The organism is Lysinibacillus sp. JK80 (assembly GCF_027557635.1).
GTDB classification, from domain to species: Bacteria; Bacillota; Bacilli; order Bacillales_A; family Planococcaceae; genus Lysinibacillus; species Lysinibacillus capsici.
This window is the reverse complement of record NZ_CP058997.1, coordinates 3,127,547-3,144,142: the sequence shown is the minus strand read 5'-3', so window position 1 is coordinate 3,144,142 and position 16,596 is coordinate 3,127,547. Positions and strand designations below refer to the sequence as shown.

14 protein-coding genes, 1 other RNA gene and 1 other annotated feature are annotated in these 16,596 nt (G+C 38.1%); of the genes, 14 read left to right on the top strand and 1 reads right to left on the bottom strand.

The window, feature by feature from the left end; genetic code table 11:
- The first annotated feature begins 62 nt into the window (after positions 1 to 62).
- From HXV90_RS15810 to HXV90_RS15795, 4 genes are all read left to right on the top strand, one after another.
- Positions 63 to 2,258, top strand: coding sequence for a RelA/SpoT family protein (locus HXV90_RS15810; protein WP_048392114.1), 2,196 nt, complete (start codon positions 63 to 65; stop codon positions 2,256 to 2,258).
- Positions 2,259 to 2,290: 32 nt separating this feature from the next.
- Positions 2,291 to 2,731, top strand: coding sequence for a D-aminoacyl-tRNA deacylase (gene dtd / locus HXV90_RS15805; RefSeq protein WP_048392115.1), 441 nt, complete (start codon positions 2,291 to 2,293; stop codon positions 2,729 to 2,731).
- 71 nt (positions 2,732 to 2,802) lie between these two features.
- Positions 2,803 to 3,018: a DUF2642 domain-containing protein gene (locus HXV90_RS15800; RefSeq protein ID WP_004226745.1), complete on the top strand. Its 216-nt coding sequence runs from the start codon at positions 2,803 to 2,805 to the stop codon at positions 3,016 to 3,018.
- 623 nt (positions 3,019 to 3,641) lie between these two features.
- Positions 3,642 to 5,048, top strand: coding sequence for a YfcC family protein (locus HXV90_RS15795; RefSeq protein WP_054550044.1), 1,407 nt, complete (start codon positions 3,642 to 3,644; stop codon positions 5,046 to 5,048).
- Between the two features lie 47 nt (positions 5,049 to 5,095).
- Here HXV90_RS15795 and HXV90_RS15790 read toward each other — a convergent pair whose 3' ends face one another.
- On the bottom strand, positions 5,096 to 6,682 hold the full coding sequence (locus HXV90_RS15790) for an N-acetylmuramoyl-L-alanine amidase family protein (RefSeq protein ID WP_054550045.1): 1,587 nt from the start codon (positions 6,680 to 6,682) through the stop codon (positions 5,096 to 5,098).
- Positions 6,683 to 6,846: 164 nt separating this feature from the next.
- Positions 6,847 to 7,089 (top strand) — a binding site (T-box leader).
- A 232-nt stretch (positions 7,090 to 7,321) separates the two neighbouring features.
- Here HXV90_RS15790 and hisS point away from each other — a divergent pair.
- From hisS to HXV90_RS15740, 10 genes are all read left to right on the top strand, one after another.
- Positions 7,322 to 8,590 carry a histidine--tRNA ligase gene (gene hisS / locus HXV90_RS15785; protein ID WP_054550047.1) on the top strand — a complete coding sequence of 423 codons (1,269 nt, stop codon included), beginning with the start codon at positions 7,322 to 7,324 and terminating at the stop codon, positions 8,588 to 8,590.
- A 65-nt stretch (positions 8,591 to 8,655) separates the two neighbouring features.
- Positions 8,656 to 10,425 (top strand): aspartate--tRNA ligase, encoded by a 1,770-nt coding sequence (gene aspS / locus HXV90_RS15780; protein WP_269897579.1) that lies wholly within the window; start codon positions 8,656 to 8,658, stop codon positions 10,423 to 10,425.
- Positions 10,426 to 10,564: 139 nt separating this feature from the next.
- A non-coding RNA gene (gene ssrS / locus HXV90_RS15775) (6S RNA) lies at positions 10,565 to 10,764 on the top strand.
- A 553-nt stretch (positions 10,765 to 11,317) separates the two neighbouring features.
- Positions 11,318 to 12,040 carry a GntR family transcriptional regulator gene (locus HXV90_RS15770; protein WP_004226770.1) on the top strand — a complete coding sequence of 241 codons (723 nt, stop codon included), beginning with the start codon at positions 11,318 to 11,320 and terminating at the stop codon, positions 12,038 to 12,040.
- A gap of 4 nt (positions 12,041 to 12,044) precedes the next feature.
- Positions 12,045 to 12,764, top strand: coding sequence for an SIS domain-containing protein (locus tag HXV90_RS15765; protein WP_269897578.1), 720 nt, complete (start codon positions 12,045 to 12,047; stop codon positions 12,762 to 12,764).
- 18 nt (positions 12,765 to 12,782) lie between these two features.
- Complete coding sequence (locus tag HXV90_RS15760; protein WP_269897577.1) at positions 12,783 to 13,061, top strand: HPr family phosphocarrier protein; 279 nt, start codon at positions 12,783 to 12,785, stop codon at positions 13,059 to 13,061.
- Positions 13,062 to 13,148: 87 nt separating this feature from the next.
- Positions 13,149 to 14,324 (top strand): GNAT family N-acetyltransferase, encoded by a 1,176-nt coding sequence (locus HXV90_RS15755; RefSeq protein WP_269897576.1) that lies wholly within the window; start codon positions 13,149 to 13,151, stop codon positions 14,322 to 14,324.
- Positions 14,325 to 14,550: 226 nt separating this feature from the next.
- Positions 14,551 to 14,862 carry a PTS sugar transporter subunit IIB gene (locus HXV90_RS15750; protein WP_004226780.1) on the top strand — a complete coding sequence of 104 codons (312 nt, stop codon included), beginning with the start codon at positions 14,551 to 14,553 and terminating at the stop codon, positions 14,860 to 14,862.
- Between the two features lie 18 nt (positions 14,863 to 14,880).
- Positions 14,881 to 15,201: a PTS lactose/cellobiose transporter subunit IIA gene (locus HXV90_RS15745; protein WP_004226783.1), complete on the top strand. Its 321-nt coding sequence runs from the start codon at positions 14,881 to 14,883 to the stop codon at positions 15,199 to 15,201.
- A gap of 47 nt (positions 15,202 to 15,248) precedes the next feature.
- The gene (locus HXV90_RS15740) at positions 15,249 to 16,574 is read left to right on the top strand and encodes a PTS sugar transporter subunit IIC (protein ID WP_048392124.1); all 1,326 of its coding nucleotides are present in this window, start codon (positions 15,249 to 15,251) and stop codon (positions 16,572 to 16,574) included.
- Positions 16,575 to 16,596: the final 22 nt, after the last annotated feature.

The window sequence follows — 16,596 nt, the reverse complement described above, 5'->3', positions numbered from 1 at the left end:
ATATTTTATACAATTAAGTTTATATCTAATCTGAAAAATTTGACGAGCAAGGTGGACATGTTATGGCGAAAGAGCAAATTTTGACTCCTGAGGACGTTTTTGAGTTAGTCAAATCCTACATGAATGATGAAAATGTCGCATTCGTGAAAAAAGCATATGAATTAGCAAGGGATGCCCATATTGAGCAGTTCCGTAGCTCTGGTGAACCGTATATTATTCACCCAGTACAAGTAGCAGGTATTCTAGCTGAATTACAAATGGACCCAGAAACTGTAGCGGCAGGTTTTTTACATGATGTTGTCGAAGATACGGATTTTACACGGGATGATTTGGTACGTGAATTTGGCGAAGAGGTGGCCGTGCTTGTTGATGGTGTTACCAAACTAGGGAAAATTAAATATTTATCTAAAGAGGCGCAGCAGGCAGAAAATCATCGGAAAATGTTTGTGGCTATGGCCCAAGATATTCGTGTCATCCTCATTAAGCTAGCAGACCGTCTTCATAATATGCGTACGTTAAAGCATTTACCTGCTGAAAAGCAACGACGCATTTCAAAAGAGACGCTCGAGATTTTTGCACCACTTGCTCATCGTCTTGGAATTTCGACTGTAAAATGGGAGCTTGAAGATACAGCACTGCGCTATTTAAACCCACAACAATATTATCGTATTGTCAGTCTGATGAAGAAAAAACGTGATGAACGTGAAGCTTATTTAGAAAATGTGATGGCTGAGATGAAATCACAACTGAATGAGGTTGAAATTGACGCAGATGTCTATGGTCGACCAAAACATATTTACAGTATCTATCGAAAAATGGTGTTACAAAAGAAACAGTTTAATGAAATTTATGATTTATTAGCCATTCGTGTTCTTGTCGATAGTATTAAAGATTGCTATGCCGTATTAGGGATTGTGCATACACTTTGGAAACCAATGCCAGGACGCTTTAAAGACTATATTGCTATGCCAAAACAAAACCTGTACCAGTCCCTACACACGACTGTTATTGGACCATATGGTGATCCGTTGGAGGTACAGATTCGTACAAAGGAAATGCACAAAATTGCAGAGTACGGGATTGCGGCGCACTGGGCATATAAAGAAGGCAAAAACGTTGATCATCAAAAGCAGAATGTCGACCAAAAATTAACGTGGTTCCGTGAAATTTTAGAATTTCAAAATGAATCTTCCAACGCAGAAGAATTTATGGAATCCTTAAAATTTGATTTATTTTCTGATATGGTTTATGTCTTTACACCTGAAGGTGATGTCATTGAATTGCCAGCAGGTTCTGTTCCTATTGATTTTGCCTACCGTGTTCATTCCGAAGTGGGAAATCGTACGATTGGAGCGAAAATCAATGGGAAGATGGTACCGCTTGATACACCATTAAAAACGGGCGATATCATTGAAATTTTAACTTCTAAACAATCCTTTGGTCCGAGTCGCGATTGGCTAAAAATAGCTCAATCCTCGCAGGCGAAGAATAAGATAAAGCAATTCTTTAAACGACACCTGCGTGAAGAAAATATTGTCAAAGGTAAAGAAATGATTGAAAAAGAAATCCGTGCTCAGGATTTCGATTTAAAGGAAACGATGTCCTCCGAAAACCTAAAACGGGTATGCGACAAATTTAACTATACGAATGAAGAAGATTTGTATGCTGCAGTTGGTGTGAATGGTATTACTGCGCAACAGGTCGTAAATCGTTTAGCTGAAAAACGTCGTAAAGAACGTGAGCAGGAAGAAGCACTAGAGAAAATTGAACAAAAAATGAAAAATCCAATTCCACAAAAACGTACGGAATCGGGTGTTATTGTAAAGGGTATTGATAATATGCTCATTCGACTTTCTCGCTGCTGTACGCCCGTTCCTGGTGATGATATTGTAGGTTTTATTACGAAGGGTAGAGGTGTTTCTGTCCATCGTGAGGACTGTCCAAATATTCAAATTGAGGATGAGCAGGAGCGCTTAATTGAAGTAGAATGGGAGCATGGTGTCATTCCTGAGAAAAAGGAATACCCTGTTGATATTGAAGTTTCAGCTTTTGATAGACCTGGCATTTTAAATGAAATCATGCAAATTGTTAGTGAAACGAAAACGAATATTTTAGCAGTAAGTGGTCGTGCTGACCGTGATAAAATGGCAACAATTCATTTAACAATTTCTATTTCAAATATTTCACATTTGCATAAAGTAGTTGAGCGAATTAAACAAACACCTGATATATATTCGGTGCAACGTGTCATTAACTAATTGATAGGCAATATAGAATTGGGGTTTAGTACATGAAAGTAGTATTACAGCGCAGTAAAGCTGCCTCTGTAACAGTGGACGGAACTGTTACAGGAGCAATTGATCATGGCTATGTTCTTTTAGTGGGAATCACACATGAAGACACACAAGAGGATGTTGCCTATTTAGCAAAAAAAGTAGCCAATTTACGTCTCTGGGAAGATGCAGATGGAAAAATGAATCATTCGATCTTAGAGCATGGGGGCGCTATTTTATCCGTCTCACAATTTACATTGTATGGGGATGCAAAAAAAGGGAATCGTCCAAGTTTTATCAATGCAGCTAGACCAGAAGCAGCTGAGCCACTGTGGGAGGCTTTTAATCAAGCTTTACGCGAGCAGGGCTTACATGTGGAAACAGGTATTTTTGGTGCCATGATGGATGTAGCACTAATTAATGATGGTCCAGTCACAATTCTTCTAGAGTCAAAATAATGGAACATTTCCTATAATTCCTACATATACTAAAGAGTATGGTTAGTTTTATAGGAAGGAGTGTCTTAAACATGACGCAGACGAGAAGTATAACAAATCCATATTTATACGAAACTCTTAACATGATGATTGGTCAGGCAGTAGTTGTGCAAACAGAAAAAAATATTCAACAAGGTATTTTATTATCCATACTACCTGACCATATGGTTCTTGAGATAAATCGTACGCCTTTCTTCATTCGGATGGAGGAAATTGTATGGGTGACATTGGAAACTACAAAAAAATGAGAAAGTATGAACCTTCAAATCATAATAAATGATAGAAGGTTTTTTTATTTGTTTAGGGCAAACAAAAATACCTAAATAACAAATTTATTTCGAAGAGATAAAAACTATTAAAACAGTTGCTACTCTTTGAATATTATTTTTTTAAAAAAATATAAACGATATGTAAGAATGTCCATTTGATTCATCATGGATAGCTACCTACAATTTTCCATTCTACTTACAACCTTTGATGTCTTTCATCCCACTAATAAGGGGATCTTTATGAAGTTCATGAATAAAAAGCATTTAAAGACAATCCATACAAACTTTATCATTTCTAACACCGCCGCATATTGCTCCTGCCTTAATAAAAAACAATTCGTCATATAAGATGAAATTATTATTTTGGAAAACAAAAAATAACGTTGAAAATGCCCATTATTATTTGAGTATGTGTATAAAATTTTCTATGTTTATAGGAGAGGAACAAGAGGTTTAATTAGGAAAGGTAGCGTGTGCTTTCAGAAATAATAGAAAATTAATACTTTACAATAAATTTAAACTCATGTATATTTATTTTCAATTAGCGACAAATAGCGACAATATACTGCTAATGTCTAAATCAGAAAAAGGAGCGTGGTTTAATGGAAAATGAACAGGGGGTCAAGAAGAAAAGCTGGTTGAAAGTACCTCATACATATACGATTATTTTTGCTATTATTTTTTTAGCAGGTATTGCAAGCTATATTATACCAGCGGGTGAGTTTGAACGTGTAGAGGATGAAGAAGGGCGAATGCTCGTTGTAGATGGAAGCTATCATCATATTGAGAGTGAGCCAGTTTCCTTTTTTGAAATGTTTACAGCGGTTCCAATGGGTCTCGAAAAAGGGGCTCAAATTATTTTCTACATTTTTTTAGTCAGTGGTGTATTTGGTATTATTCGTTCTACAGGTGCTATTGAGGCTGGTGTTTATAAAGGGGTAAAAGCTTTAGAGGGCCGAGAGAAATTACTGATTCCTTTATCGATGATTTTATTCTCTGTTGGTGGTTTTACAATGGGGATGGCGGAAGAAACTATTATTTTCGTACCAATTGGTGTGGCCATTGCACGTGCGATGGGCTTTGATGCTGTAACAGGAACAGCCATGATTACACTTGGTGCCGCCAGTGGATTTTTTGGAGGAATGCTTAATCCCTTTACGGTAGGTGTTGCACAATCATTAGCTGATGTACCATTATTCTCAGGGATTGGCTTCCGTGCTGTTGTCTATGTTTTTGTATTAAGTTTTGCTATTTTTTATGTCTCTCGCTATGCTTTTAAGGTGAAAAAGAATCCTCAAGCAAGCGTTATTTACGATATTGAGCAAAAAGCTAAATCCAATGTTTCAGCGATTGACATCCCTGCATTAACAGGCAAGCATAAATTCGTGTTTATTGTCATGGCTTGTGGGATTGGCTTTAATATTTATGGTGTCTTTAACTGGGGCTGGTTCTTAACGCAGCTAACTGCATCCTTTTTAATTATGGGGTTAATTGCAGGGTTAATTGGTGGTTTAAAACCTGCTACTATCTTTGATTCCTTTATTGAGGGAGCCAAGGCCGTAACATTTGGTGCTTTAATTGTAGGTTTTGCCCGTGCTATTACAGTTGTTTTAGAGCAGGGGAAAATTATTGATACAATCGTTTATGCAGCCTCAGAAACAATTGGACATTTGCCACATGCTATCAGTGCAATCGGCATGTTATTTATCCAAGCTCTTTTGAATTTATTTATTTCATCTGGTAGTGGACAGGCAGCTGCAACAATGCCGATTATGATTCCAATCACAGATTTATTAGGATTAGAGCGACAAGTGGCTGTTTTAGCCTTCCAATATGGGGATTCCTTAACGAACTCTATTATTCCTACTTCGTCTGCATTAATGGCGTATTTAGCTGTTGCAGGTATCCCATATGAAAAGTGGATTAAGTTTATCTGGAAGATGATTCTTGGGTGGGCATTGATTGCCTGTCTGGCGCTAATTGCTGCGGTAGCATTAGGAATATCTTAAATATAAAAAAGCTGTGGATGTTATCATCATCCGCAGCTTTTTTTTGCTTATTCATCTTGTTCATTAAAGTAGTTGAGAATTCCCTGATAAATACCAAGAGTCGCTTGTTCACGGAATTTAGCTGTTGTAATGACGCGCTCCTCACTGGAATTACTTAAAAAGCCTAACTCAATAAGGACGGCCTTTTGACGATTCTCTCGTAAAACTAAATAATTCCCTTGTTGTGTACCACGGTCTCTTAAATCTAGTTTACTGGAAAGACCATCATGAATTGCTTCAGCAAGCCCTTTTTGATTGCTATTCATATAATAGGATGTGAAGCCGTTAATGGAGCTATCATCTGTCGCATCATAATGAAGGCTAATAAAGGCATCTGCCTCATATTGATGGGCAATCGATACACGCTTACGCAATGCCACATATTCATCCGATTCTCTCGTCATGACAACGTTTGCGCCAGCAGCACTTAACTTGGAAGCAAGCAAAGTAGCCGTTTTTAAAGTAATGCCCTTTTCCTCTGTACCTCGTTGTCCAGTTGTGCCATGATCATTTCCACCGTGACCAGCATCAACAACGATCGTTAATCCAGTTAAAGTACCTTTTTTGCGAGGCTCTTCCTTTTCTTTCTGTGGACTTGTCGCTTTATTGGAACTTGTTGTGACCACCCAGTTCGCGACAAAAGCTGTTTTTTCGTCGTCTATTTGTATTTCATAAAAATCATTTTTAACGCCTACTATCGGGTAATTTACACCAGCATCTACACGTTCAACCACTTCTGCTGCTGTTGAGGCATCCGTTCGTAGGTTTGTCCCATTATAGATAATCGTAACAGACTCTAACTCTTTGGAAGTTGATGTTTTTGAGGTACTTTTTACTTTATTGGAGAATGTACCGTAAAAACTATAGACCCAACCTACTTTTTTATCATTGTACTGAATTTGTACCCAATTATGCTCATGTGCGAGGACTTTAAAGGCTTGTCCTTTTGTTGCTGTGCCGATTTTTTTAGCGTTCAAATCGGGCTTCTTACGAACATTAAGGGTGTCCACTAAAATGGTGAAGGTTGTATCTTTGTTAGCGGGTGCCGTCGTTGTAGTAGTTACTTCTACAGCATCTTCTTTGGGCTCTGTTTCTTTTTTAGGGTTATCGTTGATCGTGACATAATCCTTCGATACCCATCCTGTTAGTCCATTCCAATCGATTTTTGCCCATTCTCCATTTTCTTCAACGAGGTTTGCTTGGTTACCAGTAGAAAGTTGACCAAGAACCGCTGAAGAGATATCTGGTTCTGTTCGAATATTTAAACGGTCAACTTGTGAAATGACGGTTTTGTCGATCACTTGTTTAGCATTAGTAGGTGCTGTCAGCCAAGAGGCAACCCAACCTTCGTAATTACCTGCTTTGACTTGGTACCAATCACCTTCTCGACCGATTGAGGTTAAAGGGTCACCTTCTTCTAAAGTCGTAATAATGGGATAAGACAATCCAGGACCCTCTCGCAAATGAAGAATCGTTCCAGCGACTTTTAGATCACTGGTATCAGCGGAAGCTCTTTGAACAAAGTTCTTATTTGGCATCGCCATCGTTACCATTAGTACGAAGATGATTATACTATGTAAAATTTTTGTCCTCATCAGATTCCTCCTATTCCTTGTGCTATTTTACCATGCTTTTATCATAAAATTCGTGGTAAAATGGTAACAGAATTAGTTATTTTCAACATAGACTGATGAAAAATACAAAAATAGTTGACATTGCTTTGGCTAGTGACTAACATAAAGGGTAATCGAAAAATGATTAATCGCTTATGACCAAGCAAGTAGCGTATACCACTATTGGAAAAGAGAGGGAAAGACTTAGGCTGCAATCTTTCCTACAAAAATGTATCACGTGAATAACACTTGAGAGGCTTTTTTCTGAAAAGTAGTGCCTAGTAGGAAAAAACGGAATCGGCCGTTATCCGATTAAGAGGAGGACACATGTAATCATTTGTGTCAACTAGGGTGGAACCGCGGAAGCTTATACAGCTCTCGTCCCTTGCTATTGCAAGGGACGAGGGCTTTTTTGTTGTTCAAAAAGTAATGAGTTTTTTAAGAGGGATTGTTGTTTTTGCTCAGAAAAGAGGGGGAAGGCGCTCTAATTAATATGAAAAGCGCTCATCAAGGCTGTAACCCGCTCCAACCGGACAAAAATTTGCTCAACCAAAGCATGCATTCGCTCAAAGTGGGACTACAGCTGCTCTATCATAAGCAATCAATATAGGAGGGAATTACATGAGTTTTAAAGTGCCACGAGGGACACAAGATATTTTGCCAGGTCAATCTGAAAAATGGCAAAAAGTTGAAGCGATTATTCGTGATATTTGTCGTGTTTATCGCTATAACGAAATTCGCACACCAATTTTCGAGCAAACGGATCTATTTGCACGTGGTGTTGGGGAAACAACTGATGTTGTACAAAAGGAAATGTATACATTTGAAGATCGTGGAGGGCGTTCATTAACACTACGTCCAGAAAATACGGCTGGTGTCGTACGTGCCTATGTGGAGCATAAAATGTTTGGTGCTCCTGATCAGCCAGTTAAGCTTTCTTATTTAGGACCAATGTTCCGCTATGAGCGCCAACAGGCTGGTCGTTATCGTCAATTTGTACAGTTTGGAGTAGAAGCAATTGGTTCAGCAGATCCTGCGATTGATGCAGAAGTCATTGCTCTTGCTATGGACGTCTACGAATCAGCGGGTTTAAAGGATTTAAAATTAGTGATTAATTCTCTTGGCGATAAAGAAACACGTGATACACATCGTACTGCTTTATTACAGCATTTTGAGCCACATATTCATGAATTTTGCTCAGACTGTCAAAATCGTTTACAAAAGAATCCATTGCGAATTTTAGATTGTAAGGTAGATCGTGAGCATCCATTAATGCAAACGGCTCCAGCGTTAACTGATTTCTTAACAGAAGAGTCAGCTGCTTATTTCGCTCAAGTGAAATCATACTTAGATACATTGGGTATTTCATATGAGGTCGATCCAAATCTTGTACGAGGACTTGATTATTATAATCACACAACTTTTGAAATTATGTCCACAGCATCAGGCTTTGGTGCTATTACAACATTATGTGGTGGTGGACGCTACAATGGATTAGTGCAAGAAATTGGCGGTCCAGATGTACCAGGTATAGGTTTTGCATTAAGTATTGAGCGTTTGTTGCTGGCACTTGAAGCGGAGGGTGTTGAATTAGACACAGCTTCAGGGCTAGATGTTTACATTATTGCAATGGGCGATGAAGCGAAGCAAAAGGCTGTTGAGCTGACAAGTACTTTCCGAGCGAAGGGACTTGCGACAGAGATGGATTATTTAGACCGTAAAATGAAAGCTCAAATGAAATCAGCGGATCGACTAGGTGCAAAATATACGCTTGTTCTTGGCGAAACAGAACTTGAAGAGCAAGCAGCGGCTGTAAAACATATGGAATCTGGGGAGCAGCACAAAGTGGCGTTCTCAGAGCTAGTGAACTATTTAACACAAAAAGCTTAAAAATAGACAGAGGGCATTTCTAGGAAATGCTACATAAATTGAAGATATTTTGGAGGAATTTAACAATGGCTACAAGAACACATGCTAGTAACGAGCTGTCAGAAGCGTTACAAGGCGAAAAAGTCGTATTAAAAGGTTGGGTACAGCGTCGTCGTGACCTTGGTGGTTTAATTTTTATTGATTTGCGTGACCGTACAGGTATTACGCAAGTTGTGTTTAGTCCAGATGTTGCAGAAGCACACGCATTAGCGGATAAAGTGCGTAGTGAATATGTGATCGAAGTGGAAGGCACAGTCATCCTTCGTACAGAGGATCAAATCAACCCGAATGTACCAAACGGTAAAATTGAAGTGGAAGCAACAAAATTAGTCGTAATTAATACGGCAAAAACAACGCCATTCCAAATCGAAGATCGTACAGATGTATCAGAAGATTTACGTTTAAAATATCGTTATCTAGACTTACGTCGTCCCGTAATGTTCGATACTTTCAAAATGCGTTCTGATGTGACACGTACAATTCGTAACTTCCTACAAAATGAAGGATTCTTAGAAGTTGAAACACCAATTTTAACAAAATCAACGCCAGAGGGTGCTCGAGACTATTTAGTTCCTTCACGTGTACATGAAGGTGAATTTTATGCCTTACCACAATCACCTCAATTATTTAAGCAATTATTAATGGTTGCTGGTTTTGAAAAGTACTTCCAAATTGCGCGTTGCTTCCGTGACGAAGATTTACGTGCTGACCGTCAACCAGAGTTTACACAGGTGGACATTGAAACGAGCTTCTTAACACAAGAAGAAGTATTAGAAATGAACGAACGCTTAATTCAAGTGGTTATGAAAGAAGTAAAAGGAATTGACATTCCTGCACCATTCCAGCGCATGAAATACCAAGAAGCAATGGATCGTTATGGTTCAGATAAGCCAGATGTACGTTTTGGATTAGAGCTTGTGGCGTTAAATGATATTTTTGAAGGCTGTAATTTCAAAGTATTTGCTGATACGGTTGCACAAGGAAAACAAGTGAAAAGTATCAATATTAAAGGTGCAGCTGACAAATATTCCCGTAAAGACATGGACGAGTTAACAAAATTCGTTGGGATTTACGGAGCAAAAGGTCTTGCCTGGTTAAAGGTAACAGAAGAAGGTTTAAACGGACCAATTGCGAAATTCTTTGACGAGGCATTAGCAGCAGCCTTAATCGAGCGTATGGGAGCAGAAGTTGGCGATATTCTAGTATTTGTAGCAGATAAAGCCGATGTTGTAGCAGCTTCATTAGGTGCTCTTCGTACAAAATTAGGACAAGATTTAAATCTGATCGATGAATCACGATTTGCTTTCCTTTGGATTACTGATTGGCCATTATTCGAATACTCTGAGGAAGATGGACGCTACTATGCAGCACACCATCCATTCACACGCCCGTTTGATGAAGATATAGCGTTAATGGACACAGACCCTGCAGCAGTACGTGCACAAGCATATGATATCGTTTTAAACGGCTATGAACTTGGTGGTGGTTCATTACGTATTTACGAACGTGACCTACAAGAGAAAATGTTTGAATTACTTGGCTTCTCAGAAGAAGAAGCACAAGCACAATTTGGCTTCCTATTAGAAGCGTTTGAATACGGCGTACCACCACATGCAGGTCTTGCCTTTGGTCTTGATCGCTTCGTTATGCTATTAGCAGGTCGTACTAATTTACGCGATACAATCGCATTCCCTAAAACAGCTAGTGCAAGCTGCTTGATGACAGAAGCGCCAAGCGAAGTATCTCCTGAGCAACTAAGTGAACTAAGCCTGGCTATCAAACCATTTAGAAAATAATGTATAATTCAAAATACCTGGATTACCTAGCAAATACTGTTGGGAATCTAGGTATTTTTTGCGTTTTCGTAAGAAATTATAGATTATTAGAGAAAATCGTTTGAATTATCAGAAAAGTGGTGTTATGATAACTGTAATACGAATCCTGATGTGTTTGTCTAACTGCTAACTCTACTTCACAGTTTTGACCGAACATTATAGAATCGGGAGCCTTCATTTTGTAGTCGCAAACATGCCCCTAACAAAGCGGGACGTTTAAAGTTGCAAAGCGGGCACCCACCTGCAAATTGCGGGTTCAAAACGAATGTTTCTTGGCATTACGGCACAATTGGGATTCGTCCTATACATAGGATTGAGAGGAGCTTATTAATAGCTCCTTTTTTTTACATAAAATTAAACAAGAACTAGTGGAGTTTTTTGAGTGAATGTTTAGAAAATATGAAAAATTACTTTTTATTTCTGATGAAGCAGCATATAATTGGTATAGACAACTATACCTTTTGAGAAGCTATATCCGCTAAAGGAAAAGATACATTATATCTTTAGGCAGATATTACGAGGATAAACACTTTATTTAAATGATTTTGAAAGCGTTTTAATTGTGATTGATACAAAACACATGAGGGAAAAGCCTATTGAAAAGAAGGCAAATTGGATCAAAACTACGAGACGGTGATTAGTCAGTTGAGAATATAATGGTACAATGATTGAGCTCAGATGCTACAATGATAGTGAGAAAGTTACCACATCAAGCGACTGTGTAAATATGTCCTTTTTACACTGTTATCGTGGATATCATTTAGCTTTGTTTAATCATGCGAAATACAAAAACCGATCTAACGAGGTAAAGTTGTATGGAGAAATCATAAAGGCGATAAGGAAGGTGTAAGAATTGTTAGAGAAAAATTCTCATATACCTATTTATATACAAATAGAAGAGATTATTAAACAACGAATTTATTTAGAAGAATACAGAATTGGTGAGACTATCCCATCAGAACGAGAGCTTTCTGCACAATTTGATGTAAGTAGAATGACTGTTCGTCAATCCATTACCAATCTAGTAAATAGTGGTCTATTATATCGTGAAAAAGGGAGAGGAACGTATGTTGCAAATCCAAAATTAGAGCAACCGTTAAAAGGCTTAACGAGTTTCACGGAAGATATGCGGGCAAGAGGAATGGAACCAAGCAGTAAGGTATTACGATTTGAGAAAATCATACCACCAGTGGATATTGCAAGAGATTTAATGATAGAGTCTGGCGAAGAAGTATTTTTTGTAGTGCGCATAAGAAATGCAGATGCGCAACCAATGGCAATCGAAAGAACATATATCCCAGTTAAAATTTATCCGGAGTTGGATGAGAAGCAAATAATGGGCTCGCTTTATGCCTTAATCGAAGCAAAGTTCCATCAAAAAATAGGAAATGCGGTACAACAGATGGAGGCAGCCATCGTATCGAAAGAGGACAGTAAGTTTCTACAAATTAATCAAACAGCACCAGTTTTAATTATCAAACGTACAAGTTATTTATCAGATGGTAAGCCCTTTGAGCTTGTACGCAGTACGTATCGAGCTGATCGTTATAAATTCATAAGTGAAATTAAAAGGTGATTTTATGCATGCATATTTTTCTGAAATCGAAAAGCTTATCCAGGTTGTGAAGGAACAGGAGGCATCACATATAAGTGATGTGGCTCAAATCATTGTCCAACGTCTCCAAAAAGGTGGGATAATTCAATTATTTGGTTGTGGTCATTCACAGCTATTGGCACAGGAGGCATTTTATCGAGCAGGTGGTTTAGTACCCGTCCGTCCTATATTTATTGAACCATTAGCTTTACATGCTGGAGCATTAGCTTCTTCAATCAATGAGAAAGATTCAACTATTGTTGAACAGCATAAGGAACAGTTTGACTTTCGTGAAAATGATGTTTGCATCGTCATTTCAACCTCAGGGAGAAATGCAGCACCTATTGACGCCGCTTTATTAGCAAAGGACTCAGGGATATTTGTGCTATCCCTCCAATCGCTCCACTATAAGGAACAGACTACACGTCATCACAGTGGGCTGCGGCTAGAAGATGTGGTAGATTTTGTAATTAATACCCATATACCGATTGGTGATGGTGTACTAACTATACATGACATACAGTATGCGCCAGCATCTACTGTTATTGGTTCATTACTATTAAATGCTTTGTTCAGTGAAATCATAGAAACACTAGCAAAGTCCTCAATAGAGTTACCGATTTTTGTCAGCAATAATGTTGATTCGGATTGGTCACATAATGAGAAAATGATTGCCAAATATCAACATCGGATTAATTTCACGTGAAAGAGTGGAGGTATGTAAATGAAGAAAATGTATAAAATTACATCTACTGAAGGTATTCATGCCAGACCGGCTGCATTACTCGTAACTGCAGTGACACCATTTCAAAGTGATATTAAATTAACATACGAAGAAAAATCCGTTAATTTAAAGTCTATTATGGGCGTGATGTCATTAGGTGTTAAACCAGGAAGTGTAGTGGAAATTTCAGCAGATGGGCCAGATGTAGCAACATTATTTCAAACTAATACTGAAGTCATGTTGTCTAAAGCAATAGGAGAAGAATGGCAAGAGGGATAAAAGATTCTTGCAGTGGTTGTGATTATGCCACTGTAAAAGAATCTTATGAATAATTATCTGAATATTGGGAATTAAAGGGGTGGTTAAATGGACATTCACATCGTCTCGCCTAATGATTATGGGCAGATTCATCGATTGAGAGACTATTGCTTTCCAAATAAGTACTCAGGGGCTCGTCGAGAGGATTTTCATTATTGGATTGAGCAAAGCACGACCTTAGGTGCTTATGATGACAAAAAAATTGTTGGGCAGCTATTAATATTACCGCTAAATATTACAGTGCATGGAGTTTCATTTAAAATGGGAGGCATTGGCTTTGTTGCAACGTATCCTGAGTATCGACAACAGGGTATTATCAAAAGGCTTATGACAGAAGCGCTGCAAAAAATGCGAGACAATGGACAAACGATTTCAGTATTAGCGCCATTTTCTGTGTCCTTCTATCGTTATTTTGGCTGGGAATTATTTTTTGAGAAGCTCCATTATACAATCCCTCAAACTATGTTTCCCTCTTTAGGGAAACAAGTAGACGACATGAAAAGGATGAGCTTTGAGTGGTTAGATCCTGTGCTCTTTCAGATGATTAAGGATTTTCATAATGCACAGGCAATCATTCGAAATGGTGGCATGGTAAGGGATGATGGATGGTGGAAAAGACTTGAAAGAAGGAGTCCAGATAGTCACTTTGCTGCCTATTTTCAAGGCAGTAACATAGAAGGCTATATTCGTTATACGATTCGAGATGGGACATTTACTATCCAAGACTTTATTGTAGCAAATTTCTTAGCTGAACAAGCCATGTGGCGTTATATGACATCTCATGCAGCAAGTGTCAGTAGCATAACGGGAGTTACTAGTAATCATTATCCTTTTGGCTTTTATTTCAAGGAGCCACAATTCAAAAGGGAAGTCATACAGGATGTGATGATTAGAGTAGTAGATGTTTATGCATTTATGCAGCAGTATCCGTGGAAGGATATTCAAGAAACATTAACGATTCGTATTGAAGATCCATTTTGTCTCTGGAATGAGCATATTTATCAAATAAATAAAAATGGTCAGGTCGCAATAATTGAGACAAGTTCAGTTTCTGACAAGCATATGTTAACACTACCAATTAATCTTTTTTCTGCGATGATGGCAGGTTATCTTTCTGTCAAAGAAACAGTTGTCTATGCTAATCAACCTACGGTAGAAAAGGTGATCGAACAGTGGCAATGGGCAATCCCTACTGAAAAGCCAGCATTTTATGAGTATTTCTAGGTATTGAATAATAAGAAAATTTAAAAATTTTTTGGCTTTTTTTCTGGACTATACCAGTTGATTATAATCATTAATTTCACGACAAAATTGATATAGCCCAATTTTGTAAATAACTTGATATAAATAAATTTAATGTAAAATTTATATTGTGGTATATACCAATAGGTGCTATTCTCAAAATAAGTAAGCGATTACACAATCGAAGAAAATAAAAGGAGTGTATCGAATGAAAAACATCATGTTAGTGTGTGTAGCAGGTATGAGTACTAGTTTATTAGTGTCGAAGATGCAAAAAGCAGCGCAAGAGCAAAATATTGACGCCGATATTTACGCCATTGCTGAAGGAGAGGTGGAAAAGATCTTAGCGACAAAGAAGGCTGATGTTCTTTTATTAGGCCCACAGGTTCGTTATTTGAAAGGTTCATTTGAAACAAAATATAAGGATAAAGGCTTTCCAATCGATGTGATCAATATGGCGGATTACGGCATGATGAACGGTGAAAATGTCCTGAAACAGGCTCTACAACTAATTGGATAAAAGAAGGGGCAATGGGGAATGGAAGATACAGCATTAATGGCATCCATTATGGGACTGATTGTGCATAGTGGAAATACGAAAAGTGAGTGTATGGAAGCTATTCAGCTAGCAAAAAAGGGGCAAATTGAGGCAGCAAAAGAAAAAATCAAATTAGCGAATGAGTCATTAATTGAAGCGCATCATGCTCAAACGGGGTTACTGTCTCAAGAAGCAAGGGGAGAAAAGGTAGAGGTTTCGATGTTATTAATTCATGCCCAGGATCATTTAATGAATGCTATTACTTTTCGAGATTTAGCACAGGAAATGATTGAGCTATATGAACGAATCCAAGGGGAGTAACATCAAATTTTGATGTTATCAATAAAAAGCAAAGGGAGTGTATGTGAGTGTTCCGTTTTTTAGAAGAAAAGTTTGTACCGGTTGCTGCTAGGGTAGGGAATCAGCGTCATTTAGTTGCCATTCGTGACGGATTTATTACGATTATGCCTTTAACGATTGTGGGATCTTTGGCTGTACTTATTAACAATTTGCCTATCAAATTTTATCAAAATACACTCGATGCCATCTGGAAACATGAGACATGGACTCAATTTGGCGGTAATATTTGGAGTGCTACATTTAATATCATTTCACTGCTACTTGCCTTTACTGTTGCTTATCATCTTGCTAAAAGTTATCAAAAAGATGGTCTGTCTGCTGGAGTAATTAGTTTATCAAGCTACATGACGTTTGGGACTTTCGGGGAAGGCGGATTAACCGGCTTAACAACAGGCACGGGTGGTATATTTATTGCTCTGATTGTTGCACTACTTTCTACAGAATTGTTTTGTAGATTGTCTGGCAATCCTAAACTACTAATCAAAATGCCAACTGGTGTACCACCAGCTGTTTCCAAATCATTTGCTGCGTTACTTCCTGCCATTATTACGATTGGAATATTTGCTTTAGTACGTACAATTATTTCAGCAGGTTTTGATATACCAGATATTGTCGGGTCCTTCTACTCTGCGATTCAAGAGCCATTTATGGGTCTTACAAATACATGGCTTGCTGCTTTAATTTTGGCATTTATACCTACATTTTTATGGACACTTGGCGTACATGGAGCAAATATCATCGAACCATTCATGCAAACGATTAATTTACCAGCTATTAATGAAAATGTTGCAGCAATCTCTGCTGGTAAAGTTGCGCCTTACATTGTCAATAAACCATTCTTTGATGCTTTTATTAATATGGGAGGCTCTGGTACGACAATAGCACTTATTATTGCGATTTTCATATTTGCGAGAAAGAATAAGCAATATAATACAGTTGGGAAACTATCCGCAGCACCTGGGATTTTCAATATCAATGAGCCATTACTTTTTGGGTTACCAATTGTATTAAATCCAGTTTTATTTGTTCCGTTCATTTTGACACCAATGATAAACGTAACAATTGCATTCTTTGCAACGAAATGGGGTTGGGTGCCAGCCGCTACCGTTTCACCGCCTTGGACAACACCGCCGATTATTAATGGTTTTTTAGCAACTCAATCTTGGCGTGGTGCTGTTTTGAGTATGGTCTTAATTATCATCGCTGTTTGTATTTATCTGCCATTTATCTCGATGGCGAACCGTATGGCAAGGCAGAATGAGCAAAAAGCTGCTTTAGCGGCACAGAGTGAGGAATCTGTAGTGGAATCCAGAGGACAAAAAGTGGAAGTATAAGCATCAATTAACGGAGGGTTTG